This is a genomic window from Streptomyces sp. NPDC104381 (assembly GCF_055583745.1).
Genome location: NZ_JBVJNK010000013.1, coordinates 103,689 through 128,789 on the forward strand (window position 1 = coordinate 103,689; position 25,101 = coordinate 128,789).

20 protein-coding genes are annotated in these 25,101 nt (G+C 68.7%); 7 read left to right on the forward strand and 13 right to left on the reverse strand.

The window, feature by feature from the left end:
- Positions 1-39: 39 nt before the first annotated feature.
- Complete coding sequence (gene fxlM, locus ACZ607_RS34010; RefSeq protein ID WP_469741552.1) at positions 40-1,263, forward strand: methyltransferase, FxLD system; 1,224 nt, start codon at positions 40-42, stop codon at positions 1,261-1,263.
- A gap of 519 nt (positions 1,264-1,782) precedes the next feature.
- Here fxlM and ACZ607_RS34015 read toward each other — a convergent pair.
- The 11 genes from ACZ607_RS34015 to ACZ607_RS34065 all read right to left on the reverse strand — a co-directional run bounded on the left by ACZ607_RS34015 (position 1,783) and on the right by ACZ607_RS34065 (position 17,749).
- Entirely contained in the window at positions 1,783-2,319 is a 537-nt protein-coding gene (locus tag ACZ607_RS34015) for an SUKH-4 family immunity protein (RefSeq protein ID WP_469741554.1), read from the reverse strand.
- 26 nt (positions 2,320-2,345) lie between these two features.
- On the reverse strand, positions 2,346-3,884 hold the full coding sequence (locus tag ACZ607_RS34020; RefSeq protein ID WP_469741557.1) for a WXG100-like domain-containing protein: 1,539 nt from the start codon (positions 3,882-3,884) through the stop codon (positions 2,346-2,348).
- Positions 3,885-3,974: 90 nt separating this feature from the next.
- On the reverse strand, positions 3,975-5,381 hold the full coding sequence (locus tag ACZ607_RS34025; RefSeq protein WP_469741559.1) for a hypothetical protein: 1,407 nt from the start codon (positions 5,379-5,381) through the stop codon (positions 3,975-3,977).
- A gap of 272 nt (positions 5,382-5,653) precedes the next feature.
- Positions 5,654-6,508 (reverse strand): nucleic acid/nucleotide deaminase domain-containing protein, encoded by an 855-nt coding sequence (locus tag ACZ607_RS34030; protein WP_469741563.1) that lies wholly within the window; start codon positions 6,506-6,508, stop codon positions 5,654-5,656.
- A 1,995-nt stretch (positions 6,509-8,503) separates the two neighbouring features.
- Positions 8,504-9,019 (reverse strand): hypothetical protein, encoded by a 516-nt coding sequence (locus tag ACZ607_RS34035; protein WP_469741567.1) that lies wholly within the window; start codon positions 9,017-9,019, stop codon positions 8,504-8,506.
- A gap of 20 nt (positions 9,020-9,039) precedes the next feature.
- On the reverse strand, positions 9,040-10,761 hold the full coding sequence (locus ACZ607_RS34040; protein ID WP_469741570.1) for a type IV secretory system conjugative DNA transfer family protein: 1,722 nt from the start codon (positions 10,759-10,761) through the stop codon (positions 9,040-9,042).
- Positions 10,761-13,868 (reverse strand): SCO6880 family protein, encoded by a 3,108-nt coding sequence (locus ACZ607_RS34045; protein ID WP_469741572.1) that lies wholly within the window; start codon positions 13,866-13,868, stop codon positions 10,761-10,763. Before ACZ607_RS34045 ends, ACZ607_RS34040 begins: the two co-directional genes overlap by 1 nt.
- A 3-nt stretch (positions 13,869-13,871) precedes the next feature.
- Complete coding sequence (locus tag ACZ607_RS34050; protein ID WP_469741574.1) at positions 13,872-15,743, reverse strand: hypothetical protein; 1,872 nt, start codon at positions 15,741-15,743, stop codon at positions 13,872-13,874.
- Positions 15,733-16,515 carry a hypothetical protein gene (locus tag ACZ607_RS34055; protein WP_469741576.1) on the reverse strand — a complete coding sequence of 261 codons (783 nt, stop codon included), beginning with the start codon at positions 16,513-16,515 and terminating at the stop codon, positions 15,733-15,735. Before ACZ607_RS34055 ends, ACZ607_RS34050 begins: the two co-directional genes overlap by 11 nt.
- 10 nt (positions 16,516-16,525) lie before the next feature.
- Positions 16,526-16,864 carry a hypothetical protein gene (locus tag ACZ607_RS34060; RefSeq protein ID WP_236056893.1) on the reverse strand — a complete coding sequence of 113 codons (339 nt, stop codon included), beginning with the start codon at positions 16,862-16,864 and terminating at the stop codon, positions 16,526-16,528.
- 24 nt (positions 16,865-16,888) lie between these two features.
- On the reverse strand, positions 16,889-17,749 hold the full coding sequence (locus ACZ607_RS34065) for a hypothetical protein (protein ID WP_469741578.1): 861 nt from the start codon (positions 17,747-17,749) through the stop codon (positions 16,889-16,891).
- Positions 17,750-18,024: 275 nt separating this feature from the next.
- Here ACZ607_RS34065 and ACZ607_RS34070 point away from each other — a divergent pair, with 275 nt between their 5' ends.
- The 6 genes from ACZ607_RS34070 (at position 18,025) to ACZ607_RS34095 (ending at position 23,319) form a co-directional block, all read left to right on the forward strand.
- Entirely contained in the window at positions 18,025-19,119 is a 1,095-nt protein-coding gene (locus tag ACZ607_RS34070) for a C40 family peptidase (protein WP_469741580.1), read from the forward strand.
- A gap of 23 nt (positions 19,120-19,142) precedes the next feature.
- A complete protein-coding gene (locus tag ACZ607_RS34075) occupies positions 19,143-19,694 on the forward strand; it encodes a hypothetical protein (RefSeq protein WP_469741582.1) in 552 nt (183 codons plus the stop codon).
- Between the two features lie 119 nt (positions 19,695-19,813).
- The gene (locus ACZ607_RS34080; RefSeq protein WP_469741584.1) at positions 19,814-20,206 is read left to right on the forward strand and encodes a hypothetical protein; all 393 of its coding nucleotides are present in this window, start codon (positions 19,814-19,816) and stop codon (positions 20,204-20,206) included.
- On the forward strand, positions 20,206-21,765 hold the full coding sequence (locus tag ACZ607_RS34085; protein WP_469741586.1) for a hypothetical protein: 1,560 nt from the start codon (positions 20,206-20,208) through the stop codon (positions 21,763-21,765). The genes ACZ607_RS34080 and ACZ607_RS34085 overlap by 1 nt, the downstream gene beginning before the upstream one ends.
- A gap of 262 nt (positions 21,766-22,027) precedes the next feature.
- Positions 22,028-22,270: a hypothetical protein gene (locus ACZ607_RS34090; protein WP_469741587.1), complete on the forward strand. Its 243-nt coding sequence runs from the start codon at positions 22,028-22,030 to the stop codon at positions 22,268-22,270.
- A gap of 71 nt (positions 22,271-22,341) precedes the next feature.
- Positions 22,342-23,319, forward strand: coding sequence for a PIN domain-containing protein (locus ACZ607_RS34095; RefSeq protein WP_469741589.1), 978 nt, complete (start codon positions 22,342-22,344; stop codon positions 23,317-23,319).
- Positions 23,320-23,558: 239 nt separating this feature from the next.
- On the opposite strand, the gene ACZ607_RS34100 is transcribed toward ACZ607_RS34095, so the two are convergent.
- Together ACZ607_RS34100 and ACZ607_RS34105 are read right to left on the reverse strand one after the other, a co-directional pair.
- Positions 23,559-23,783 (reverse strand): hypothetical protein, encoded by a 225-nt coding sequence (locus ACZ607_RS34100; protein WP_469741591.1) that lies wholly within the window; start codon positions 23,781-23,783, stop codon positions 23,559-23,561.
- Entirely contained in the window at positions 23,780-24,358 is a 579-nt protein-coding gene (locus ACZ607_RS34105; protein WP_469741593.1) for an RNA polymerase sigma factor, read from the reverse strand. Before ACZ607_RS34105 ends, ACZ607_RS34100 begins: the two co-directional genes overlap by 4 nt.
- Positions 24,359-25,101 lie beyond the last annotated feature (743 nt).

Below are 25,101 nucleotides of genomic sequence, written 5' to 3' on the forward strand. Positions count from 1 at the left end.
GCCCCTCGTCACCGCCGGGCACGTCGTGGAAGGAACCCCATGAACACCACCGCCCACCCCTCGACCGAGGTCCTGCGCAACCGGCTGATCGACGAGATCGTGGAGGAACAGGTCGCCGGGCTCCACGACCCACGGGTCGAGGACGCCATGCGCACGGTGCCACGGCACGAGTTCCTCCCGGCCGTGAGCGTCGAGACCGCGTACGCGAACCAGTACGTGTCCATCAAGGACAACCCCGCCGAGGACGCCCTCCCCTTCAGCTGCGCGTCCAAGCCCGACGTGGTGTTCTTCATGCTCGTCCAGCTCCAGCTCGACGCCGGCCACCGCGTGTTCGAGATCGGAGCGGGCACGGGCCTGAACGCCGCGTACATGCGGCGCCTGGTCGGCCCCTCCGGACTCGTCGTCACCGGGGACATCGACGGCGAGGTCACGGCGTACGCCCGAAAGACGCTCGACGCGACCGGGTTCCGCGACATCGAGGTCATCACCCGGGACGGAGTGCTGGGCGCGGAGGAACTGGCCCCGTTCGACCGCATCATCGCGACCGTCGGCGTCTGGGACCCCTCCCCCGCCCTGCAGAACCAGCTCACGCCGGGCGGCAGGCTCGTCCTCCCGCTGCGGTGGCGAGGGCTGACCCGCAGCGTCGCCTTCACCCGTCAGCCCGAACGGCTGCTGTCCGACTCCGTGAAGATGTGCGGCTTCCTGCCCATGATCGGCCAGGACGGCGAACACAGCGGCTACGTCGACGACGAGCACCTGATCCGCCTGTTCTGGGACGACGACCAGGCCATCGACCCGTCGGCGCCGGCGACGGCTCTCTCCCAGCCGGGGACGGTCGCCTGGACCGAAGCATGCGTCGGCCCCGTGGAGTCGTTCGACGGAATCTGGCTCCGCCTCTCGGCCACCGAGCCCACCACCTGCCGCATCACCGTCAAACAGGCCGCCATCGACGCGGGCCTCCGACGCCCCGCGGCCCCCGCGCTCAGCCCCGCCCTCGTCGAAGAAGACTCGATCGCCTACCTCACCCTGGAACGCATCCCGGTCGAAGACGGTACCGAAGCCCGCTTCCGCCTCGGCGCGGCCGGCTACGGACCGCGCGGGCACGCACTCGCGGAGCGACTGTGCACCCAGATCACGGCATGGAGTGACGACCGGACGGCAGAACCCTTGATCAGCCTGTACCCGGCAGGCACCCCGGACCACGAACTCACCGACGGCTACATCATCGAGAAGCCGTCGGCCCGCATGGTGATCACCTACTGACGACGCCTCACCACTTGAAGCCCAGGGGACCTGAGGCTCCCGCCCCGGCGGGGCCTCAGCTCTGCCGGAGCGAAAGCTCGGCAGACCATCCCCGCGGATGCGGGGAGTACTTGCCGGACCCGATGACGAGGGTTGCGGCGTCGGGGCCATCCCCGCGGGCGCGGGGAGCACGCCGTCGGGTGCACGTCGTCCGTCCAGTAGTAGGGACCATCCCCGCACGCGCAGGGAGCACGGAATCGCCCAGTTCAAGAGGTCAATCACCCCGGGACCATCCCCGCGGCTGCGGGGCGCACCTCTGCGTCACCGCACCTTGGTACGGGATCAAGGGACCATCCCCGCAGGGCGGGGAGAACGAGCTCGCCGGTGAAGTCACCATCAGCGACATGGGTCCGTTCCCGCAGGCGCGGGAGCATTAAGATCCGGTCGGCCCGCTGCCACTTGCTCTCGGAGCCATTCCTACGGGCGCGGGGCCACTCTTGCTAGGAGTGGTCAGTCGAGAGAGCCGTTCGGCCCTCTCTGCTACCACATCTCCTCAAGCACTTCATCGAGCATGCGGTTCCATTCGGACTCCGGGTCGGCCAGAGGAGTCGGGTCGAATGCGGCCACCGCCTCACGGAACGTCTCGACCAACTCCTCGACATCAGGGTCGGGTGAGTTGTATGCGTCTTCCAGCTTCCTGAATTCGGCCAGGCAGTGAACCAGCGCAGCGACATCTCGGTGCGCAACCTGGTACTCACGCGCGCTCTCTTGGAAGATGTAGACCGTTCCAGAGGACGGATCAGCAGCGACAAGCGCCGCAGGCAGGTAACCCAGGACATGCCAAGACTGCGACTCCTCCGGACAATAACGATCCCCCAAGGCGAACAAGGGGGCCAGCACGTAGGGGTCCCTTCCTGATCCCGATACCCCAGCACGGGAGGTAAAGAACTTATCGTTCGGCAGACCGATGGAAGCCAGAAACTGGGCCGTTTCAGCATGAACTGAGTCGAATCCCTGAGCGGGATAGAGAACCACGCCATCCAACCCATAAAGCTGCGTCAGATCGTCGTATGTCACGGGGAAGTTCATACTGACACCCTACTCTAACCTCCACCGTGGGCCTTCTCGAGTCCATTGACGTACTGCCTGTGCTCCTTGCCCTGTCCCGGACTGAACTGATCGTATTTGACAGCATGCGTCACTTCGAGATCCGGGTTGGCTTTCTTGAAGTAGTAGTCCATCCATCTGTTGCATTGCGGATTCTTCTGGCAAGGTTCTCGCTCCGTGAAGAATTCTTTCAGTCCGGACGCATTTCCAGTATGCAACAAGGGATGGCCGATCTGCTTCTCCGAGTGGAACCCGCCTTCGCTGCGCCCTACCAAAATCGACTCGCGGCCATTCTTTGGGTCGACGTACCTACCAGCGGCGTAGTTCTTCCCCTTGTAGTAACCGTGGGCCTTCCGCGCCAACTGCGTTGCCTGAGCGAGGTCGCTGGTTTTCGGATCGATCTTTTTCGACTTAACCGTACCAGTATGATCGGTCGGGGTATTCCATTCTCGCTTTTCTGAGTCTTCTGTGGGCCTCCACACCTTGCCATTCGTCGTGATGTTGGCAAGGTTCAGTTTGTCCGTGTCATCTAGCCCCTGACTGGCAATCGATCCGTTCGGTAGAAGCCGGTCGACAGTTCCGTCGGCGTTGAGGATGTAGGTGCGGACATCCTTGACGTCGACGTCTTTACAGTTGTCGATATCCTTCTTGTTCTGGTCCTCGGTTCCCTTGTGATCCTTCTTGCTTTTGTCTATCTTGCCGCCATGGTCTTCAAGAGTCTTGACCATCTCGTCGGCCTTCTTCTCGACGGCACCTTCGGCCTTGTCCATGACGGTGGAGAGCTTGTGGAACCGGCTGTCCTTCTTCACTGACGACTTGCGTCCGATACTGCCCGTCTTGAACTCGCCCTTCTTCTTGTCGAAGTTGGTGGCGGTTTTTTTGTAGTCGCCGACAGCGAGGTCAAAGTCGTCGAACTCTATGACCAAGTCCTGAGCCATATCTGCACTACCGACGGCCATGACGTCATAAGTGCTGGTACCTCCGAGCTTGTCGGAGAACAATTTTTCGATCTCCGAGAGGATCATGCCCTCGATCTTGTCGGTGACGATCGAGGTGATCTGATCGATGGCGTAGTCAATGGCTTCTTGAATAATGAGTCGTGCGGCCCCGATCGCAGCGGCGGAGAGCAAACCACTCAGTCCAGCGGTGAAGAACATGCCGACGACACCAGCCGTGGCGGTGGCGGCTGTTGCTGTCAGTTTGCCGATAATCGCGACCTTGCATGTGACGATGAGACCGGCGCAGTCATCGAGGGCGTCGGCCAGGTCGTCACACCCTTTGGCGAAGGTCGCCAAGTCCCTCGTGGTGAGCTTGCCCCAGCGACGGTCTATGGCTTTGACCGTCTCACCCTTGCTCTTACCGGCGACTATGTGAGAGCAGGCGTTGTTGCCTTCTTTGACAGCGTCGCGGACGCCGTCGGCCAGCTTTCGGTAGTCCTTGGCCGATGCCTTGACTTCATCCTCGTCGATCTGTGGCCAGTCGATGCCTATGAGGTCCAAGATCTCGACCAGGTCATCTGGCAGCGTCATCCCCATGCGGTTCCCCCGTCAGACAGCAAACGCCCCTACCCTTCAGGGTGGTTGTTGTCGCGTCAACTGCCTTCGAGTGGGGATGCTGTGATTCAGTCAGCTACCCGATCGAACTTCGTCGGCGAGCTCCTGACGTGGCGTAAGGCAGACCAGGGCCTCGTCCATCCCGACGAAGACGCAGCCGTTCCTATCGAGGGCTATGGCGCGGACAGGTGCCCCAGGTTGGAACGTCTGCTGCACATCTGAGTCGCATCGGATCCACTGCACCAGCCCGTCGCCCCAGGCCACCACGACGCAACGCCCCATGGCAGTGACCGCAGCATCAAGGCCTATCACTGGGGAGGATCGATGCACGAGGGGAGCGGTCATGGCAGCGTGGCCTGGGGACCAGGCCCGTACGGTGCCGTCAGCGCCACCGCTGTAGATGAGCGGCAGCGCCGTTTCGCCGTCAAGGGGAATGCTGACTGCTGCCAGAGCGCTCACAGGTCCTCTGTGCAGCGAAGCCGAGTCGGCGAAGTCTCCGAAGGTGCGCACGACACCAGTGGGGCCGCCGAGTGCCACAAACCCGAGCTCGAACCCCGCTCCGGAGGCCAGGGCCGTGCCGGTGTGCTCTTGCACGGTTGTCCGCAACAGCTGCATACCGGAGGGGCTGTCATCAAGGAGTCTCGCGATGCCTGACCCAGGCGATCGAGCGGCCCAGTTGGCCTCAGCATGAACCTGACCGGTTTCATCGAGCACCAGCACTGTGCCGTCCGCCATGACCGTGATGTCTGCCGGCTCCCACCATCCCTGAGGCAAGCGCCCACGTGGGACGGCGTTCCCCGCGTCCAAGGACTTCACGACGCCGCCGGGGCCGGCCACCAGGAGACAATCGGCGAGGGGCCCCTTACCCATGGCGAGCGTAGCGACAGCGCCGGGCCAGGGCGGGGCAACATCTCCGCGGACCCGGCTCCACATCACGTCCCAGTCCGCCTGCGCCGACAGCTCGGTAAGGGCAGGCACGAGTCTGGGATCGGCGGAGTCACCCAGTACGCAGAGAAGAGCGAGTGCGCGAGAGGCCGCTGGCTGCTCCCTGCAGAGGGACTGGCCCGCCCGCAACCATGCGGCCCGAAGCCCTCCATGGTCATGGTCGCCGTCCCTTTCGTATGCGACAGTGACCTGCCACGGGTCTGCTTCACAGATGTCCGCAGGATCAGAGAGATCCACTCCCGCCGAAGCTGCGATTCCCGGCACAGTGCTGTCCTGGTCTTCGGTCCGGGATGCCAGCCACTGCTCGAACCGGTGCTGGTCCCTCCACTGCTCCAGGTCCAAGTCGAGTTCCGCACCTGCGCTGGCGGACAGAACCTGATGTGCAGCGCTGCCGGAGCGAGATTCGACAACGAGCCGAACGTGCGGAAGCTGGAGCAGGTCGAGAACGAGTTCGACGGTATCCGCTTCATGGAGATCAGGTAGGACGATCACCGTGCGCCTCGCATCTCTCCCCAGCACGGCCACGAGTTCCACCGCGGAGCGTGCTACGACACCGAGCTGATCGGCAATCGACCACACTGTGCCTCGCAAGCTCTGCCCTGCAGGGGGAACAACAGCGTGGACGGCGCGCTCAGTCGAAGTGCCGCTCCGACTGCCGTGGTGCACGAGCCAGGCGAGCAGAGCCGATTTTCCGCACTTCTCCGATCCGGAAACGAGACACAGACGAGGAGCCTGCGGGTCGGCGAGCCAGCCCAGCAGAGCAGCGGCTGCAGGTTCACGGCCGGCAGCAGGACGCTCCCACCGCATCAGCGTTGCCTGGCCTGCTCTGCGGCATGTGTGATCAGCTCTTTGATTCCCTCTTCGCGGGATGCAGCGGTCGCCCCGTAGTCAAAACTGTGAGTGAACTCAGCTCGCGGAAACGTCTCCTGCATCCACGCAGCGCAATAGTGCCCAGGCATGAGGCACGGCTCCAGTTCGCAGTAGACCCGGCGCACCTGGTCCGGCTCAATGCCCTGCCCTGAGAGACGACGCCAGATGATCTCTTCCGGATGCAGCCGTCCAGGTCCTGTGGCTTCAGTGACCACCTGCTTGGCACCAGCGGTATCGACGTACTCGAACGCAGCGGAGAACGGAAAGTTCAAGACGTGTCGAACGTCGTCGAGGACACGAGGCCACCAGGACTCACGCTCTTCGAAAGCCTCCGCGTCGATCTGTCGAAGCTCTGCCGAGAGAGAGCGGAACACAGCTGCGGAATCCTCGAGGCCCGAGGCCCCCGCGATCACCGGCTGTGCACGGTCCAGCGCCAGCAGGGAGGCGCCAAGCATCGAAACGTCCGTGTTGACGAACATGTCATCCACCACACCGTTCAGCACGACAGCCTGGACGGCACCGTCGGGCCTCACGCACAGGTGCGCCAGCCCGTCGAATCCAATGCGCGGCCAAGCCCCCATCACGGCATGCGGTTGTGGCCCCTCAGAACGGACGGCGAAAACGCCAAGAGGTATTGGGTCATCATCCAGCGGAGCGTGGAAGTAGGGAGCAACGCCGACCGGTACGCCGCTCTCCTTCAAGAACGCTGCTGCGGTCTGCGGCAAGCGCGCAGCGGACAGACTGGTCTGCCCGAAGCGGCGCAACCCTTCCAGCCCGAAATGCTGAACCATCATGTCGAGGCTCTCTGGGTTTGGGGAAGGCATGGGAACCTCGCAAAACGACAAGCGGTCCGGTGGTCACAGACGACTCTAGACCGCGCCCTGCACAAGGAGGGCAGAGGAGTTGCCTCGCGGATCTACTGGTCGCAGGCGTGGATGTCCAGGGGGAACCGTCCCTGCGGGCGCGGGGAGCACTCCAGCAGGTAGCCGTGCGGGCAAGGCTGCGTAGGGTCCATCCCCTGCGGGCGGGGAGCACTGCCGGATGCGGATCTCGTGGGCGACCATGGCGGGGCCATCCCCGCACGCGCGGGGAGCGCTCAGAGGCCGTCATCAGGTGGGCCCACAGTGTGGGACCATCCCCGCGGGGGGGGGGGGGAGCACCTCGGCGAGACCCGTGCCATCGCATGCGAGAAGGGGCCATCCCCGCGCGTACGGGGAGCACAAGGCGACAGCGAAGACCGAACCGCGCAGCGCGGGACCATCCCCCCGCGCGCGGGGAGCACGCCTCGAAACCGAGTGCCTGCGGGGTCCACATGGGACCATCCCCGCGCGCGCGGGGAGCACTCGGAGTGCCAGCCGCGCTTTTCCTGCCCGGGGGGACCATCCCCGCGCGCGGGGAGCACAACGAGTTGCAGTGCGACCGGTGCTCGGGGTGGGGACCATCCCCGCGCGCGCGGGGAGCACAACGACGACGTCTGGAAGAAGTTCGCCCCGGTGGGACCATCCCCGCGCGCGGGGAGCACGGCCGCCCTCAACCGTGTGTTGTTGCTGGCCTGGGACCATCCCCGCGCGCGGGGAGCACCGGGGCCGAACCGCCGACGAGTCGGGGCTGGTGGGACCATCCCCGCGCGCGCGGGGAGCACGTTCACACGCCGGCCGCGTTCGTGAAGGTCACGGGACCATCCCCGCGCGCGCGGGGAGCACTCTTGCTGAACTGCGAGTTTGTCATCCGCGATAGCCATTCCGCACCACTTTCACCGACTCCGACAAAACGCGCCTTCCAGTCATGCACCTCTCAATCGGCCCCTCGCATGCCCCCTGAGCAGTGGCCGGGCCGGCCGGTCATACCCCCGCTCTCGGCGATCGGGTTCGTGCAGCCGCCAGGGGCGGTGCGGCAACTCGCGGTCGTGGAGCAACAGCCGCGGGGCGAGGGGGCTTCGGGTGCGCGGGTGGCTCGCTCTTCGTTCCCGGCAAGGTCACCGAGAGCCGGGCCGCGTGGTCGTCCGCCGCCCTTGCTACCTCCCGCAGAGCGGCAAGATCAGCCCCCGCGAAACGGGTCGACTCAGCGGCCGCCTCCGCCAAGGCGCCGGCCTCCTCGGCGGCTCTGCCGTACGGGGACGAGGATCGGCCGGCCCCCTCCGGGAGCGTGGTGGACGGTGGCAGCTGCTGCCAGGCCTCGCGAAACGCTTCGATCCTCGGATGGTCGGACGTGGCCAGCGTCCGCCCCATCGGGCCGGCGATCCACACCTGGAAGGACTCGGCCACCGATCGCGCGCCGGCCATCGCTTCCTCCCGGGAGCCGTACGGGACCGGCATGCGCGCGGCGGGTTGTGAACCGGTGTCACCTGGTCGATCGTCTCCAGGTCCTCCGCCACCACGGCCCACATGTCGTCGGCACTGCCGTGGGCTTCGGGCACATGGTCCTTCCACGCCCGCTCCGCTCTCTTCAGACCTTCCTCCCAGTCGATGGGCGGCAGCGCGGCGCCGCCTTCGGCAGGGTCGTGCTTGAGGCGCCAGATGGGGTTGCCGTCCGACGGCTCGTGGAGGACGTCGCCCCTGCGCTCCCACCGACCTCCAGGCAGATCATTGCCCGGCCACAGAGGCAGATCGGGGTGTTCCGTCGACGCTACGGTGTTCGACGGCTCGGGAGGCAGCGGAGGCCGGGCTGCGGGACGTTCAGCCTTCTCCGGGTTGGTGTCTGAGTCTGCACTCGTGGCCATGGTGCCTCCGTAGGTGTCGGTTCGGCCGGGCGCGTGGTGGTCGTCGGGCTGTCGAGCACCGTCCGGGTCATAGCGGCAGCTCGGCCTCGTCGGCCCGGCGGCGCAATTCGGCTGCGGCCGGGTGGGCCGCAGGGACGTTCGTGGTCTCCGAGGAGGTCAGGTAGTGGTCGAAGTCGGTCTCCGCCCCCGGCATGACCGGCGGAACAGGGGGCGGGGCCTGGTGCACGCCGGTCGCGCACGCGGCGAGCTGCAGGCGTGGGGTGAAGGCCTGCAGGGTGTTGATCCAGTCGGCCTCGGCGAGCTCCCGCCCCGGGGTCTCCTCGCCGGCGTACGTACGGATCCACCCGGCGTACAGGGCTGTCAGGTGCTCAACGACCGGAGGGTGGCGGTACCAGCACGGCGGGATGCTGTTGTGCAGCTCGAACGTGGCACGCAGCCAGTCGACCCAGGTCGCCAGTTCGCGGAGACGTTGCTGCCGGTCCACCGGGTCCATGGCGGCCCACACCCACCGCTGCGGCTCGGGCCGGGCCTCGGGGGGCATCGTGGGCCACAGCGAGGCCGGGTTGTCGAAATCCGATGACACGAGTGGTGCCTGCCTTCTGTTCAGCACTGTTCCAAGGGCCCGCTGTCGTGGTCCGGCACCGGCATGGGCACCGGCCCTCTCGGCGGGGCCAGCAGCTTCTTCAGGTCCTTGTCGCGGAACGTGAGCCGCATCCTGACCTTGATCGGGGGCTGGTTCGAGTACTGCGCGATCGCGGTGAACTCCGGCAGTTGCTGCAACGAGTGCACCGGGGCGAGATCCGTCTCGGTGGCCGAGGTGTTCGTGGTGTACTCGCCCCGGGAGCGGCCGTGGGAGGTCCGCATCACCTCGGTGCGTCCGTACAGGCCGGAGAAGTAGCGCAGGGTCTCCAGATCGCCGCAGCCCGGGAGCAGCATCCTCAGGCCGCTCGCGGAGAGCACCGTGTTGGCCTTCTGCGTCCCGAGCCGGTCCCGGAGCTGCGAGAGGTCGTGCCACACCGTCAGGACGTCGATGCCCATGCCACGGCCGGTGGTCAGGATGTTCGGCAGTCTCGGGTAGCGCAGCATGTTGCCGGCCTCGTCGACCATCACGCCCAGCGACGGGTCGAGGGGCTTACCCGTGCTGTTGTAGCGGACCTCGGCGCCGTGAATGATCGAGGCGATGAGGGAGGTCAGCAGCGGGGCGAACCGCTCGGCGTCGGCCTCGGACGCGATCAGGCAGACGGTTCCGTTCCGGTCCAGGAGCTCCTCGACGGTGAAGTCGGTGCCGGCGCACGTCTCGCGGACCTCCTCGTCGGCGTACACGCGGGCCAGGACGTTGAGGGTGAACTGGATCGAGCCGATGCCGTCCTCGTGGAGCCGTAGCCAGGGGGAGGCGTAGTCGTCGGCGACCTCGTTGAAGCCGTGCTGCAACAGGACGGCCCGGACGTGGTCGACGGCGTCCTTGCCCAGGCTGAGCCAGCGGCGCATCGCCCCCACTCCCCCGCCGGACAGGTTCGAGGCCAGCAGTACGCCCTTGAGGACGCTCTTGGCCTGGTCGACCCATGGCGCCGCGCGCTTGCTGTCGCCCGAGGAGGACGCCTCGGCCATCCATGACGCCATCCGGTCGGCGGCCTTCGCGTCGGTGCAGTAGTCGACGGGCGACCATCGCTGGGTGGGCCGGCCGGGGATGCCGGCCGGGGCGATGACCCAGACCGGTCCGAGGGAGCGACGGCGCGCGTGGATGATGTCGAGGTCGGCGGCCTTGGTGGTGGTCACGACCAGGGGCCCTTGCCATTCGGCGGCGTTCGGCAGCACCAGGCCCGTGGTCTTCGAGGATCCCGGCACTCCGAACACCGTGGCGCTGATGTTGGGCTGTGCGGCCACGATCTTCCTCGTACGCATCCCACGCCCGGCGGTGAGCCGGTTGGCCCGTCCGACCGGGTCCTGCGGCGCCTGGAGCTTCCGCTCCACCTTGGCCCCGCCCCACTGGGCGCCGCCGGTCCGGCCGCTTCGGCCGAAGGCGCTGACGGCCTTCACGACCAGGACGAGTACGGCCAGGACGAGGAGGGCGGTCAGCGCGTAGAACAGCCAGCCGGGCGGGGCCGGGTCGTACGCCGCGCCGGGGCCCTTCACCAGGGACTTGAGGACGGTGGCGGGGGCGCTGTCGGTACGGGTGGCCCACCCGCGCCCGGACAGCACGGCCGCGGCCGGCGCGGCGAGCAGCACCGCGCAGCCGACCGAGGCAGCCGCGCCGAACCCGTAGGCGGCGAGCAGGGTGTTGTCGTCCAGGCTCGCGGTGGACGGGCCGGTCTTCTCCACGGCCATCACACCGCCATCCGCTCGTCCGTCTCGAAGAGCTTCTGCTCGATGTGGGAGAGGACCAGCTGGACCGCGTGGCCGCCGCCGCGCCCGATCTTCCACAGGGCCCTCCCCCGCTGCCCGGCGCCCCAGGATCCGATCAGGCCGCATTCGGCGTCCGAGAGGCCGATCGCCTCGCGGGTGATCTGCAGGGGGCGGGTGTCCTGCGCCAGCTGGATCCGTGTCTCGCAGGAGGAGATCAGGTCCTTGGCGATCGCGACGGCCTCCGAGCTCGCCGAGCCGACGCTCTCGAAGTCGGACAGCCGGTGGGTGGCCAGGATCTGGATGGTCCCGGTCGCCCGGGACAGCCGGAGGTCGGCGTCGATCTTGCGGACCATCGCGGCGCCGCCGGAGCGCATCTGCCGCCACAGTTCGTCGCGCACGACGATCCAGGGCCGCTGACCGGGCCGGTCGATCGCTGCCTGGGCCCACGAGGAGACGCAGGACAGGACCATGGCGATCGTCTCGTCGCCGTACTGCTCCAGGGCGCTGATGTCGACGGACTGGATGGGGGCGTCCCAGTCCAGGCCGATCGAGGTCTGCTCGTCGAAGAGACCGCCGAGGTGACCGTTGACCATCGTGCCGAGAGCGGAGCGGATCGACACCATCTGCTCGCGGGCCAACTGGACCTCGCCGTCCCGGACCCGGAGCTCCTGGGCCATCGCGTCGGTGGGGTCGCGGAGCTTGTCGTAGACGAGGGGCAGGGTCGGCACGGCGAGCCTGGTCCGTCCGTGGAGCTCGCCGGTCACCTCGCGCACCGCGACGTCCAGGGCCTCCTCCTCACGGGACTCGAGGGTGCGGCGGAGCTGGAGTTCGAGGAGGGCCTTGAGCAGGGTCAGGCGGCGCCGGTGGATCTCCTGCAGGCGGCCCCGGAGCTCGGCGGGATCCTTGATCCGGTCGAGGCCCGCGCCGAGCGGCCCGGCGTCGAGCGGGTTGAGGCGGCCGGGCAGGCCGGGACCGAGGCGCACCGGCTCGACTCCCAGGTGGCGGCAGAGGCCCGCGTACTCACCCTTCACGTCGCCCGCGATCAGCGTCCGGTGCCCGAAGGCCATCAGCCGGAAGCACAGAGCCTTGATGTGCGCGCTCTTCCCGCTGCCGGGGATGCCCGTGATCATCACGTTCGGGTTGGTGCAGAGGCCTTCCCGGACCCAGACCGCCGGGTGTGCGCTGAAGGCCTGGGTGGTCAGCGTGTTGTGCCCGATGTACGCGCCCACCGGAGGCAGCGAACCGGCGTGCAGGAAGGGGTACGCACCGGCGGCGTTGCCGGTGTCGGCCCGGACGACCTCGGTGCGGGGCAGGGATGCGGAGCGGCCGGCGAAGGGGTGCGGCCAGCCCTTGCGGGGTGCGACCCGCATGACGGTCTCGGCGTCCTCGAGTCGCCGGGACTCACGCTGCTCGGCAGGTGTGGGGCCGGCGGGCGCCGGTACGTACGCGGTGTTGATGGCGGTGGCCTCACCGAGGCCGGACGCTTCCAGCTCGGTGTCCGTGGCGCGACGGCGTGCCGGCAGGTGGATCCGCAGGCCGGCCGGCAGGCGTGTGCGCAGGCCCATCAGAAGCCCACCCGCCGGTCCGGGAGCCCTTGGCCCAGTGGCAGGGCTCCGGCGGCGAATCCGACGTCCTGGGCTCCCCACATACGCCGTAGCTCCAGACCGGAAGCGGCGGCGTCGGCCTGCATCTCGGCGCAGGCCGTCTCCAGTTCCTCGAGGTCGGTCACGGTCACCGACAGCACCGCGGTCATCCGGGACCACGCCCTGACCGGCCGCGCGGGCGGCGTCCTGGGTGCGGGCGAGATTCACCTCACGGCGTTCGTCCTCGCTCTCGTCCCGTCCGGTCTTGGCGCGCAGGTGGCGGGCGGAGGAGCGCTTGCTCTTCTCGCGGGCCAGTTCCTGGCGGGCGCGGCGGGGGCCGAGCGGTTCGTAGACGAGGCTCATGGACCGCCGTGCGTTGCGCCGGGGCCGTAGCAGGGGCTGGAGGAACGTGGCGTAGACCTGGGCCTGGGGCCAGGTGCGGACCTGGTAGGTGACGGTCCAGGCTCCGTCGTGCCGGTAGGTCCCCCACCCGGTTTCCGCAGCCGCCGGCCCGGCGAGCGCGGGGTCGACGCCCTCTTCGACGCCTTCCCATCCGGGGTTCCGGGCGGCCGCGTCGGTCGTGGCGATCGCGACCTGGGCGTCGGGGTCGTATGCCGTACGGATGCTCTGCGCGACCTTCCGGGGGGAGAGCCATTCCATGACCTGGAGGCCGGCGGTGCTCAGCGCCCCGCCCAGCGCGTGGATCTCCCTGACCAGGACGGCCGCCGCACCGACCTGGCCACCACCGGCTCCTTTGATCGCGAGCCGGGCACGGCCGGCGGACAGGGTCACGGACAGGTAGGTCTCCCGGTTGGTGACCGCGGGTCCGGCGCCCTCCATCAGGTCCGACAGGGCGCTCACCGCGGCGGGAGGCGCGTCGGGGGTGATGTGGTGAGCGGTCCATGACCGCAGGGCGGCGCCGTCGTCGGGCAGGCAGCGCTGGTGCACGGACAACCGCACGATCGGGGAGTCCTCGGTGCAGAAGGTACGGAGGAGAGCCGCCCACGAGGAGACCCGCGCGGCCTGCTTGTCCGTGTCCACCAGGGCGAGGCCGGGGAAGGACACCCGGGACACCGCGGTGTACGTCCGGGCGACCGGGTCGTGCGCGACTCCTAGCAGCCCGCCGAGCCCGTCCGGGGCCTCCAGGATCCGCAGGCGGGCCAGGGTGCCGGGCAGGTCCATCGGCTGCTGCCCCGTCCGGGCCGAACGGGGGGCGAACGGCCCCGAGACGAACACGTTCTGATTCCGTGCCACGGCGATCTGATGCCTCACTGCCAGCAGGATCCATTCATCGGCGCTCAGCCCGCTGACACGGCCGAACGCGAGGACGAGGAGCACCACGGCCACCGGCACGCACGCGCCGGCCGCGGTCCAGCTCGCGAGGTTGACGGGGATGAGCAGGAGCGTGCAGCCGACGGCGACAAGGGCGAAGCCGGGACCGGAGAGCCGTCCCATGAAGCCCGACTTCTCCGACTGCCACCCGCTGTACGTGACGGGCTGTGTCATGAGCTATTCCTGGGTCGGAGGGCTGGGAGGCTGCACCGGGAGCGGCGGAGCGTCCCCGCCTTCGGGCTGGACTTCGGGCGGATGCTCCCGCCTGGTGGATACGCGACGTTGGGAGATGACGACGTGGCGGCCTCCCGCGGCGCCGTGATCGAGTCCTGCGTGCCCGGCGGTGCTCGACATGCCGGATTCGAGGGTGTCCTTGCCCGCCGCCAGGAGCTGGAGGGGCAGAGCGACCGTGCCGAAGGCCTTGGAGGCGAAGGAGCGTCCGGCACCGCTCGCCACCCCTGTACCTGTCCCGCCGCCGGGCACCGGGGCGGCGTTGGAGCCGCTCGCCGATGTCTGGGCGGTGTCCTGTTCCAGGGCCCGGGTGTAGGCGCTGCCGCCGCCGACCGCGCCGGCTCCGCCCATCTCGGGGCGGTAGCCGCCGCTCACCGACGCGGCGGACGACCCGACGGAGCTCATGAGCCCGGAGGCGATCGCGCTTCCCCCGCCGACGGTGGAGAACGTCATGAACTTGGCCAGGACGGGCCATGCGAAGCAGGCCAGGACGAAGATGACCAGGCCCACGAACATGTTCTGCACGCCCTGGCCTTGGGCCATGGCTCCGAATCCGATGGCGAAGCAGAGGACGATCATCGGCTTCATGAGGATCAGGGCGATCAGCGCGTTACGTGCCTTCGGCCACCACTCCTGGGTGGAGTCCGAGAGCTGACCGGCCAGGACCACGGGCATGGTCGCGACCAGGATCATGATCCCGGCCTGGCGCAGCAGCACTTCCAGCCAGAGCGCCGCGATGGCGAGGATACAGATGATCCCGACGACGATGATGACGCCGACCGCCGCGGCGGCCACTCCCTCGCCGGTGATGAGCGCGGTGCCGACCGTCGCGGTGCCGCCGCCACCCGTGATGAGCCCTCCGAAAAGGGTGCCGAGCTGGTGCTGCATCGCCTCGGTGGCGTCGGCCTCGCCGGATCCGCCTCCGTCGAAGGTGTAGTTGATGATCCAGGTGGACACCGCGTCCGACCAGGACAGCGCGGTCTGGGTGGCCAGTACGTACACGGAGGAGATGACGCCCCACTTCGCCAGCCCGGTGACGGCGGTGACGGCCGGCTCGCCTCGCTGGCTGAGGGCGACCTTTCCGAACTGCAGGAGCAGGAGGAAGGTGGCGACCACCAACGAGAGGGAGGTCATGACGCTGGTGACGGAGCCGATGCCGACCTTGGACAGGTCGATGGTGGACGAGCCGTTGAAGACCTTCGCGAACTCCTCCAGCAGCCACACCACGGCCTTGCCGATGTAGCGGGCGGCCTCCTTCAGGGCGTCCGAGGCGAGCTCGCTGATCTTGCCCTCGGCCCAGGTCACCGGGTTCTTCGCATCCGGGGGGTACGTGTTCTGACCGTCCCGCAGACACTCCTGGAAGATGCCGCCCTTCTCGACGCAGTCGGTGACGTAGGTGTTCAGCTCGTCGAAGTTGCCCTGCTTCTGGTCGTAGGCCTTGCGCCACTTGTCGAGGCGAAGCTCCTCGTACCGTCGGCGATCGGCCTCGCCGCAGTTCCTTGCCGAGTTGCCGTCAGCGCCTTCGCACGCGCCGATGGTGCCGGGCAGGTCGCCGGCCTCGGCGGGCCGGCAGTCCCCGTCGGTGGCCCCGAAATCCATGACGCACCAGTGGCCCTGGGTGTCGATGCCCGCGACGTCGCCGCCCTCGGCCCATGTGGCCGGTGGCGGCTCGGGCGGTCCGTAGTCGGCGTGCTTGCCTCCGTGGTCGGCCACCGCGGCGGGGGCGACCACGGCGCCCCCGGCCACGCAGCACAGCAGGGCGAGCAGGAGGAACAGGAGCGCGGGTGCCGCAGGATGCTTCGGGCTCTCAGTCCTCATGCCTGACCTGGATCCACTGGTCACGCCATGCGAAGGGTGAATCCGGGTCGTAGGCGACGGGGAGGGTCCGCTGCTTGACGTAGACGGGCTCGTCGGTGAGCTTCCAGGCGCCGTCCTGCCACTTCACGATGAAGTCGGCGGTGTCGCCCTTGACCGGGTTGTCGTCGGTCGCCTTCTCCGGTGTGGTCGCGTAACGGTCGAAGCTCAGCCAGATGTGGACGACGTCCCCGCGGGGCAGGCCGTCGTCGGCGAGACCCCGCATCCGTACGGCATCCACCGTGGTGGTGAAGGTGATCCCCGCCGGTGTGCCCCCGGAGGCGGGCAGTCCGGCGCCCTCCCGGAGCTTGCGGACCTCGGAGATCTGCTTGTCGATGTAGCCGACGGCGTCCGGCGATGTCACGACCTCGAGTTGCTGGCGGGCCTTCTGGTCGTCCATCCAGGCGTACTCCTCCCAAAAGTGGACGACCGCGGAGATCGCGCCTCCGGGGCTGTGGGGGAAGCCGGTGCTGGCCCCGCCCTCCTGGCCCGTCGGCGCTTCCAGCGAAACCTTCTTGGCCCTCTCCGGTGTCATCTCCGCGCCGCCGTCGGCCGAGGCGGAGCCGGACGGCTTCGTCCCGCCCGCGCCCGGTCCGGCTGCCGGCGCACGGGAGCCGTCCTCGTCGATCAGTGAGTACGCGGCGACTCCCCCGACGCCGAGGGCGCCGACGACCAGGACGGCCAGTCCCGCGAGCAGGAACTTGGCCCGCCGGGCGCCGCGTTCGTGGTTCTCCATACCGGCGCCCTCAGATCGACATGTTGTAGACCGCGAGCACCATGGAGCTGGTCAGGCCGATGCCTCCGGCACCGCACAGGCTCCACAGCACGGACTGCTTGCCCCGGGCGGCCAGCTGGGCCCTCTCCGTGTTGTGGCCGACGGCGACCAACAGCCAGCCGGTCAGGCCTCCGATCACCGCGGCGGCGAGCCCGAATCCGGCGGTCCAGTTCAGGACGGTCTGCACCTGGGTGTTCACTGCCGCGGGCAGGGCGGGCGAGGGCTTCGGCACGACCGGGGGCGGGTCTGCGGCCAGTGCCTGCAAGCCCGGGTCGGTGGCAAGTGTGCGGACTGCGTCCATGAACGTCATCGGGAACACCTCGTCAAAGGTCGTCTATGAGTGGGAGACCACGGCCAGGGGCGCGGGTCGGGGCGCGTCCGGGAGCGGAGTGCCCCAGGAGGCTCCGGCCGCCGCGAGGACTTCCTGGACGAGCAGGCCCGCCGCTTGCTGCGTACGTGCGCGTACGCGGCTGACCGTGCGCAGCCCGTGGGCGCGGATGTGCGGGTCGTGCGGGAGGTGGACGACGGCGGCGGTCCGTGCGGAGAGCATCGTCGCGCCCGCCCGTACGGCAGCGGGCAGGCGTCCGTCCGCCTGGGCGACCAGGACCGCCACGGTGCGCTGGAGCGGCATCCCGTCCGCATGCATCGCCATCACGGCCTGCTGGAGGGCCTGTATGCCGCTCGCGGTGGCCGAGGCACACAGCACGGGCACCGCGTAGGGCAGTTCGCACCAGGCCCTGGTCCGCCCGGTCCGCCCGGCGCACCGGGACTCGAGGATGTCGTGCGCCACCGGATGCGGGGTGTCGGCGACGACGCACTGCCAGCCGCCGATGGCCGCCAGCTGCAGCCACGCGGCCGGGTCCTGCGGCAGAGCGAGCGGCGGACTGTGCCAGTCACGGCCGTCGGTCAGCACCTGCCAGCCCGGCCGGTCCGCGCCCGGTCGCAGCGCGGCCGCGCGCTGTACCTGTGAACGGGTGAGTGGTCTGTCCGGCGGCAGTGCGCCCAGTCCCCCGGCGTACTGCCCGGCCGTCCAGGACGGCCATGGGGACGAGAGTCGCGGGGCGGTGTCGAGGACGACTGTTGACGCTCCGACCGCGGCCAGATGCCCTGCCAGCAGATCTGCCACGGTCGACCGGCCGCTGCCGCCCGCCGCCGCCATCACCGGCACGGCAAGGCGGGCCCCCGAAGAGAGCACAACAGGAGATAACTCCCTTTTGCCCACGCTTGCCCCCATACACCGCGTCGACCCTTCGCATATGCTAATGCGATCCATCATCTCGTCATATCGGTCGGATCCAGGCAACAGACCCGGCCACTCAGACGGTTTACTTACGTCACCAACATGAGCCCTCATAAGCAGTGGTGGCATAGTGTCACAGGCGATCACCCGTCTGCATCCAGCGCGACGCCTTGAAGTAGACCGGACATGCGGGTTCGTTTACGCAAACCGAGTACAGGCCTGGGGGGACTGTGCGCGTCACACGCTGGTTGGCGATCGCCGTGGGCGGGGCCGTGATGACTCCCGTCGCGCTGGGCGTAGGGGTCGTCCTGCTCATCGCGGCCTTCGACGACGACAACGGGTACGGCGGAAGCCTCGGTCCGACCGCCGGCAGTCTGCGCGTCGGCCGGGGCGGGGTGCCCCCCGAGTACGCGCCGATGATCCTCGGGGCCGCCGCCGACTGCGACGCGGGCCTGCAGCCCGCGGTGCTGGGGGCCCAGCTGAAGCAGGAATCGAACTTCGATCCGCGGGCTCAATCCCCCGGCGTCGGCGCCCAGGGCATCGCCCAGTTCATGCCGGGCACCTGGCCCACCTGGGCAACGGACGGAAACGGGAACGGCACCAAGAGCGTGTGGGAGCCTGCGGACGCCATCGCGGGTCAGGGGAAGTTCATGTGCAGCCTGATGCGGAAGGGCAGAGCGCACCCCCAGTACGACGGCTCACCGACGGAGCTCGCCCTCGCCGGCTACAACGCGGGCTGGGGCAGGGTCGACGAGTTCGGCGGCGTACCCCCGGTGAGCTTCGCCCAGGGCCAGACCTACCACTACGTCAGGAACATCCTCGCGCTGGCGAAGCAGTTCACCGCCCCGCCGTCGAGCGGCGACGCACACCTGCCCGCCGGTTACGCCCTGCCCGCCGGCACGCCCCGCGAGGTGCGCACCGCGGTTGCCTGGGCCCTGAGACAGAAGGGCGGCTGGTACCGGCTCGGCGGCGACTGCACCGACGCCCACGGAACCAGCTCCGCCCACTGGTGCGACTGCTCTTCCCTCATGCAGCAGGCGTACCGGGCGGCCGGCATCAACATCCCGAGGGTCACCTACGACCAGGTCCGCATCGGCACCCACGTCAGCGTGGACAGACCCAAGCCCGGAGACCTGGTCTTCAACCCCGGCAGCGACGGCTCCGACGCCCGTCCGGGGCACGTCGGCATGTACATCGGCGACGACATGGTCATCGAGGCACCCCGCACCGGTGTGCGGACCCGCGTCGTTTCGTACAGCAGCTGGCGCAACTCCACCAGCGCCCTCACCCGGGTCACCGAGGTCCGCCGGGTGGTGCGGTGGTGAGCCACGTAACCGAAGGACGGCTGATGCACGTCGAGCACGAACAGCTGTACCACCCTTGGGGCACGGTCACGCCGGCCTTCTGGGGTCTCGAACCCGAGACGTCGCCGACCCGGTCCGAGGCCCGCATCCCCCAGGTGCTGCGCGGCCGGCTGACGGAGATCGCGGCGACGGCCGCCGACGGCCGGCTCCCGGACGCCGCCTGGATGGCGTACCGGCTCGACACGGAGGTCACCGGCGAGTACGGCCCGGAGCACCTGAACACTGTTCATATCCGGGAGGTCCGCGCACATCTGGCCTATCTGGCGGGTGACCACGCGACCTCGCTCGGGTGGTATCTGCATACGGCCCGGCTGCGAGCCACGATCCAAGGGCCCGGTCACCCCGACACCGAGGAGGCGACCCGCCGGGTCTACAGCCTCTGGCGGACCGTCCCCGACGCTGACGCGCCCGCGCTCGGCGTGGAAGTTCTGGGTGCTGTCACCGACATCCACGGGCCCGAGGCGGCGGTGACCCGTCGGACCCGTAAGCGACTTCAGGCCCTGGCTGCCTCACGCGAGGCCAGAAGCATCACCTGAGCACCGCGCCCGGCGTTGTCCACAAGGGCCTGGTCATCCACAGGGAGTTGGAGCCCTCGCCGGATCCGATGTCACGATCCCCGCCACGACGCACGACGAACAGATCGAGAGGCCCACTCATGAACTCCACGATGAACGCTCTGGACGCGGCCCTGGGATCGGCGGATCCCCTCACCGTGTTGGCCGGCGCCTGGGAAGCACTCGATCTCGGTGAACGGGTGGCCGACGCCGTCACCTGGGACGAGGCCGGCGACGATCTCCTCGCACTCACGGCAGCACAGGAGTGTTCGGCCGCCCGCTCCCTGCTGCCGCTGCCCGAAACCGGGAGCCCGCTCGCCCTGGAGGCGAGCGATATCCAGCCCGGCCCCAGCGGTCTGGAGCCTTACGTCGCTCTTCTGGACAGGGCGCACCTGGCGCTCGCCGGTCTCGCCGAACAGGACGTCCAGCTCGGTGCAGCCGCGGATCACGCGGCGGCCGCCGTACGGTCGCTGGCCGCCGTCCGGGGGCAGTGATGGCGACGCTCGACGAGCTCTTCGACACCGCCGAGGCCCGGCTCCGGACGGCAGCGGCAGCGCCCTCGTCGGATCGGTCTGCCTCGGCCCGTCAACTCGACCAGTTCCTGTCCGCCCTGGCTGAACCCCTGGGCCTGGGCGACAAGGATGCCCCTCAGTCGCCCGTGACGAAAGATCTCGTCCGCCACCTGCGTCGTGCCAGCGACGCCGTACAAGCCGCGCAGCGCATGCTGCCCCCGCCCGGCGCCGGTCCGACGGAGAACGGCCTGCCTGATGCCTTGGCCGCGGTCCACGCGGTGCGCGACGTCATCGAGAGTCACCGCGGACCCGACCGCGTACCGCTGAGTGCGTACGCCTATGCACTCAGCACAGGCCCGGCCCACCACTACCTCACCCGCCGCTGCTCCGAACTCGCCTGGGGCGCGGCCCAGGTGGCGTCCGGTCTCGCCCGGGACACCCTGGACCCCTCCGCGGCGGCAACCTTCTGGGACGCTCGCCAATTCCTCTCCGGGGCGGCTCTCTTCGGCCGGGACGGAACCCGCGACGCGGACCCCGCGATCGGCGCCCTCTCGCTGACGCTTCCCGTCAGCCCTGTCCAAGCCGATCCCGCCGACCGGACACAGGACGTACCGGCACACCTCGCGGAGGACTGCGACCGGTTGTCCCGGGCGGCCTTCGAAACCCTGCACCACCGCTCCGTTCACCGCATGAGCGGGTCGGATCTCCAGCAGCTGGCGCGCTGGACAGCCATGCAACGCCTCCTGGCGGGCCGGGTCCTGCTGCGGGTCGCCGAAGAACTGCCGGACGAGGCTGCCGCCACCCTGCGGAAGAGCGCGGGCGCGCTACGCGGGTCGGCGCAGGCCTGGCAGAAGTCCGCGACGGCGTGGCACCGGATCGTGGACATCGCCGACCCGCGAGCCCACCCCAAGCTGCCCGCGCCCAGTTACGAGATCGTCCGCCGGGGAGAGGTGGTGCGTCTGCCCCAGGTCATCCCCCACCCGGCCACCGTGATCGCCCACACCGCTGCGGTCCGGGTCGGACAGCTGCTGTACGGACCCGGGTGGCGGCCGGAAGCGGCGGCCCGGCCCGAGCCGCGGGGAGGATCGGAGATCCTCGCGGACACCCGGGGCACCGGAGGCCTGGCCTCGGCGCTGTACCGGCTGCCCGCCGCGGGCTGGCAACTCGCTCTCGCCGCGCCGCAGGCCGTGAGCCTGGCACGGGGTGGCCTGGTCACCGATGTCTTCGAGCGCCAGACGCCGCCAGGACAGAAGAACCAGCGCTTCCGTCCGATCCACTCCCAGCAGCTGGAAGCACTGGCTCACTCGTACAAGGCTGTCCTGCCGGCGGAACAGGCATCAGCCGAGACGCTCCTGAACGTGGCCCAGCAGGCCGGTGTGCCGGTCCCCCGAGCACTGCTGGATGCTGAAGCCCACCGCAGTCTGGCGGCCGGCGCGGGGTGGGGAGAGGCCGACCGCCGGAGTGCGGCCAGGCCGGATCGGCCCGGACTTCGGGTGCAGCAGCCGCAGCCTCACGTGCGAGTGCGGCGAAGGGCTCTGTAGCGCCGGCTGCGGCGGCATGAGCTCAGCCGCACCGGGCATGTCCGGGTCACGGCGAACCTATGCGTTGTTCCCACAAGGGGATCCGTACGACCGGCGGGCGGTGCGGGCGCATGGGAAAGCCCGGGCACACCGGCCCGGTATACCCGCGCGGTACCCAGGTGTGTGTGCAGTTCAAGGGCCTGTCCACGAAGGGGTGTGTCTCGCTGAAGTGACCGGGGTGTCTGAGTGGCACCCGAATTCGAACATGCAATCTAATTAGTGGATGGAGAGCTTCCCCTTCCCCGACGACCTCGTCCGAGCCCAGCGGGAGTGGCACGACACCTACCGTGCGCTCGCCCTCCCGCGCCCACGCCGTGCCACCGAGCTGCGCCGCCGCCTGCTCGCCCTGTCCGTGCGGATCCACTGGCACCCCTTCTGGTCCACCCCGCCCGGCCGCACACCTGCCGCCCGGGTGGACCTGCGGCAGCGGACCGGCGAGGGCCGGCGGACAGAGGGCGCGGCGTGATGCGGCTGCCGACTCGATACAGTCCTGGGATGTCACGGCAGCAGCCGTACGGCTGCTGGAAGGATCGGCTCATGCTCATCACACCCCGGCCGGGAGCCGACCCTCGCAACATCCTCCAAGCCCTCGGTGGTGCCCAGCTGGCGGCGGACAACCTCCGCTGCTCCCACAAAGGCCGCGCCTACACCCAGCTCTTGGCCTATCTCGAATGGGCCACCGAGGCAGCCGGTGTCCTGCGCCACCAGGTCCGCGACGCCGACATCGACCACCTGGTGCTCACCCCCCGGTACCAGGCACTGCTCGGCAGCTGCGGAAGCCTCGCCGGAAGCTCCCAGGAACGTCTGGTCAACGGCCTGGTGGACCTCGAACTGGCGGAGCGGACGCAGGCTCTCCAGACCGCCGGTGAGGCGCTGAAGGCGCAGATAGACCGGTGGAGCAAGCCGGAGGCCCTCGTGGTCGCCGACTCCAGCTTCTACGTCCAGAACGCCGACAAACTCGCCGATACCGATCTGCACCAGATCCTGGATCTGCGGCCTCACGACGATGTCCGTCTCCTCTTCCCGATCACGGTCGTCGACGAACTCGACGGCCTGAAGGAGTCCGGCAAGGAAAGGAGCCGCTGGCGCGCGTCCCACACCCTCGGACTTCTGGACTGGATCCTGGGCGGGCACACCGCCAGCGTCTGGCGAAGCAGGAGCTCCTCCTCCTTCGACGACGGCAGCATGGAAATCCGCGGCCAGGTGAGCGTGGAGATCGTCCTGGATCAGCCTGGTCACGTACGACTCCCCATCGCCGACGACGAGATCATCGACCGGGCCGTCGCCATACAGTCGATGGCCTCCCGCGCCGTACGACTGCTGACGTGCGACACCGGGCAGCACACCCGAGGGTGGGCGGCAGGGCTGGAAGTGACGAAGATCCCCGCGAAGGACCCCGGCCCGGAACCAGACTGGGCCTCTCAAGGCAAGCCGGGTAACGGTACGAGGCAGAAGCGTCGTGACCGTGCGGCCGCACAAACGCCGACGGTTGAACCGTCCGCAGTCGAACCGTAGGTGGTACCTGCCGGCGTGCCCCTCCTCGGCAGGAGCAGCGGTCCAGCCACCGGCTGACCGCAGCTTGGTCGGCTACCTCGAAGTGTCGGTTGCAGGTTCGAAGGCGAGCGGCTGCTGGCCGCACGATTCGGCGACTTCGCCGATCACCTCGCCACCGCGACGCTCGCCCTTCCCACAGGTCGCAGCATTCCGAGACAGGATGCTGTCCATGCTGCATCCAATACATGGGAGACCAGCGGTCAGGGACGTCGTGCTTCTTCCGCTTGCCCTGCCTGCGCAGTACGGCGACGGGTGCGCCTTGAGGTGCTTCGCGGCGGGTTCCGAAAGAAGATGTCCGCCAGTCCCGCGTCCGGGTCCACGCGAGACGACAGCGTCTCTAGTACGCCCTCCTCGGCGCGGGCGAGGATCTCATCCAGCAGGACATCGTCGCTGGTGTACTCGTTTTCGGTGGTGTGGTCGATCATCGCCCCTCCTTGGAGGCCAGGCCGAGGCAGCGCTTCAGGGCTGCTCGGGCGCGAGCGTAGTTTTGGCGGACTGCTTCGGGCGTGGTGCCCAGGGCACTGGCGATTTCTGAATGGGTGAAGCCATCGAGGTGCCAGGCCATGACGTGTCGTTGCCGCGGGGGCAGTGAGGCTAGGGCGGTATAGACGCGCTGCTCTTCCTCTTTGAGGGTGACGGCCTCAAACGGGGAGGCGTCGCCGGGTAGATCCGGCATCAGCGCAGTTGGGTGTTCCCGTCCTGCGGTCTGGCGAAGGTAGTAGCTGCGGGCCGCGACGGTGCGTAGCCAGGCGTTCGGCGCGGTGATCTGCGCCCAGCGCGGAAAGGCCTCGGTGAAGGCGGTATGGACTGCGTCAGCTGCCTCATGTGAGGTGGCGCCCAGCCGCATCACGAACCGGATCATGCCCGCCACGTGACGGTGGTAGAACAGCGCAAGTTCGGCGCGCTGTCCCAAGAGTTGTGCTCCTTCTGCGGGCCGGCGGGGGGCGACTTTCTTGCCCCTCTTGGCCACCGCGTAATCGATGGTCGTGGGTTCATCCATGACTGCCGCCCGTGTGAGGTATGCCGACCTCGATGGTGGTTTCCTGCCCTGCCAGGCGCTCTGTCATTCGGCTTCCCGCGGGCAGGCACCGGGCGCGCTCACTCGCACCGTTCTGATGCAGTTGGGCCAGTCGCACGACAGTGCGACATGTGATCCATTGATACAGCAGGCGCACAACCGCGCCAGCCAGCGCAACGAGCACGCCGCTCAGTACAGGGTCCATGGTGGCCAGGTCTCCATCCGTGCAGGCGGTCAACGGTGCGCAGCACCCGGATACACCAAGTAGTGCATCCAAGGGCCCACGGCGTGACATCCCGTGGATGTACGTAGCTGGGGGCGCGGAGACCGGCTTGGGTCCCGGCTGTGTCCAGATCGCGGTGAAAGTCATCGCGCTGAGGGGTTGCGCGGCTAAGCACTCGACCCTCTTGGACAAGAGCAGAGGCACCCGCGCAGTCATGTCGCGGTGCGTGGCGTTGTCGCGGTGGGCCTCGTGCAGTACGGCATCGGTCACGGTGATGAATCGCTGTCCACGGGTGCCAGCGAAGCGTCACCCGTGGCCCGACGCTCCATTGGAAGCACCACTGAGCAGCAGCGATCCATTGCCTGGATGGCCAATTTGTACGACGAAGCGGCGTGCAGAGCGCTGCCTGGGACATCTACAGAGCAAGTACCACCGCTTGCGTCCCTTGCCCTTCATGCCTGCTGAAAGCGGCTTGTCCGCCGCCGGCCAGTCCGGGACGGGA

What these genes read in the sequence shown, in the direction of transcription:
- fxlM (WP_469741552.1), top strand. Translation starts at nt 40, where the DNA reads ATGAACACCACCGCCCACCCCTCGACCGAGGTCCTGCGCAACCGGCTG.
- ACZ607_RS34020 (WP_469741557.1), bottom strand. Translation starts at nt 3,884, where the DNA reads ATGGGGATGACGCTGCCAGATGACCTGGTCGAGATCTTGGACCTCATA.
- ACZ607_RS34030 (WP_469741563.1), bottom strand. Translation starts at nt 6,508, where the DNA reads ATGGTTCAGCATTTCGGGCTGGAAGGGTTGCGCCGCTTCGGGCAGACC.
- ACZ607_RS34040 (WP_469741570.1), bottom strand. Translation starts at nt 10,761, where the DNA reads ATGGCCGTGGAGAAGACCGGCCCGTCCACCGCGAGCCTGGACGACAAC.
- ACZ607_RS34045 (WP_469741572.1), bottom strand. Translation starts at nt 13,868, where the DNA reads ATGACACAGCCCGTCACGTACAGCGGGTGGCAGTCGGAGAAGTCGGGC.
- ACZ607_RS34050 (WP_469741574.1), bottom strand. Translation starts at nt 15,743, where the DNA reads ATGAGGACTGAGAGCCCGAAGCATCCTGCGGCACCCGCGCTCCTGTTC.
- ACZ607_RS34055 (WP_469741576.1), bottom strand. Translation starts at nt 16,515, where the DNA reads ATGGAGAACCACGAACGCGGCGCCCGGCGGGCCAAGTTCCTGCTCGCG.
- ACZ607_RS34060 (WP_236056893.1), bottom strand. Translation starts at nt 16,864, where the DNA reads ATGACGTTCATGGACGCAGTCCGCACACTTGCCACCGACCCGGGCTTG.
- ACZ607_RS34075 (WP_469741582.1), top strand. Translation starts at nt 19,143, where the DNA reads ATGCACGTCGAGCACGAACAGCTGTACCACCCTTGGGGCACGGTCACG.
- ACZ607_RS34080 (WP_469741584.1), top strand. Translation starts at nt 19,814, where the DNA reads ATGAACTCCACGATGAACGCTCTGGACGCGGCCCTGGGATCGGCGGAT.
- ACZ607_RS34085 (WP_469741586.1), top strand. Translation starts at nt 20,206, where the DNA reads ATGGCGACGCTCGACGAGCTCTTCGACACCGCCGAGGCCCGGCTCCGG.
- ACZ607_RS34090 (WP_469741587.1), top strand. Translation starts at nt 22,028, where the DNA reads ATGGAGAGCTTCCCCTTCCCCGACGACCTCGTCCGAGCCCAGCGGGAG.
- ACZ607_RS34095 (WP_469741589.1), top strand. Translation starts at nt 22,342, where the DNA reads ATGCTCATCACACCCCGGCCGGGAGCCGACCCTCGCAACATCCTCCAA.
- ACZ607_RS34100 (WP_469741591.1), bottom strand. Translation starts at nt 23,783, where the DNA reads ATGATCGACCACACCACCGAAAACGAGTACACCAGCGACGATGTCCTG.
- ACZ607_RS34105 (WP_469741593.1), bottom strand. Translation starts at nt 24,358, where the DNA reads ATGGATGAACCCACGACCATCGATTACGCGGTGGCCAAGAGGGGCAAG.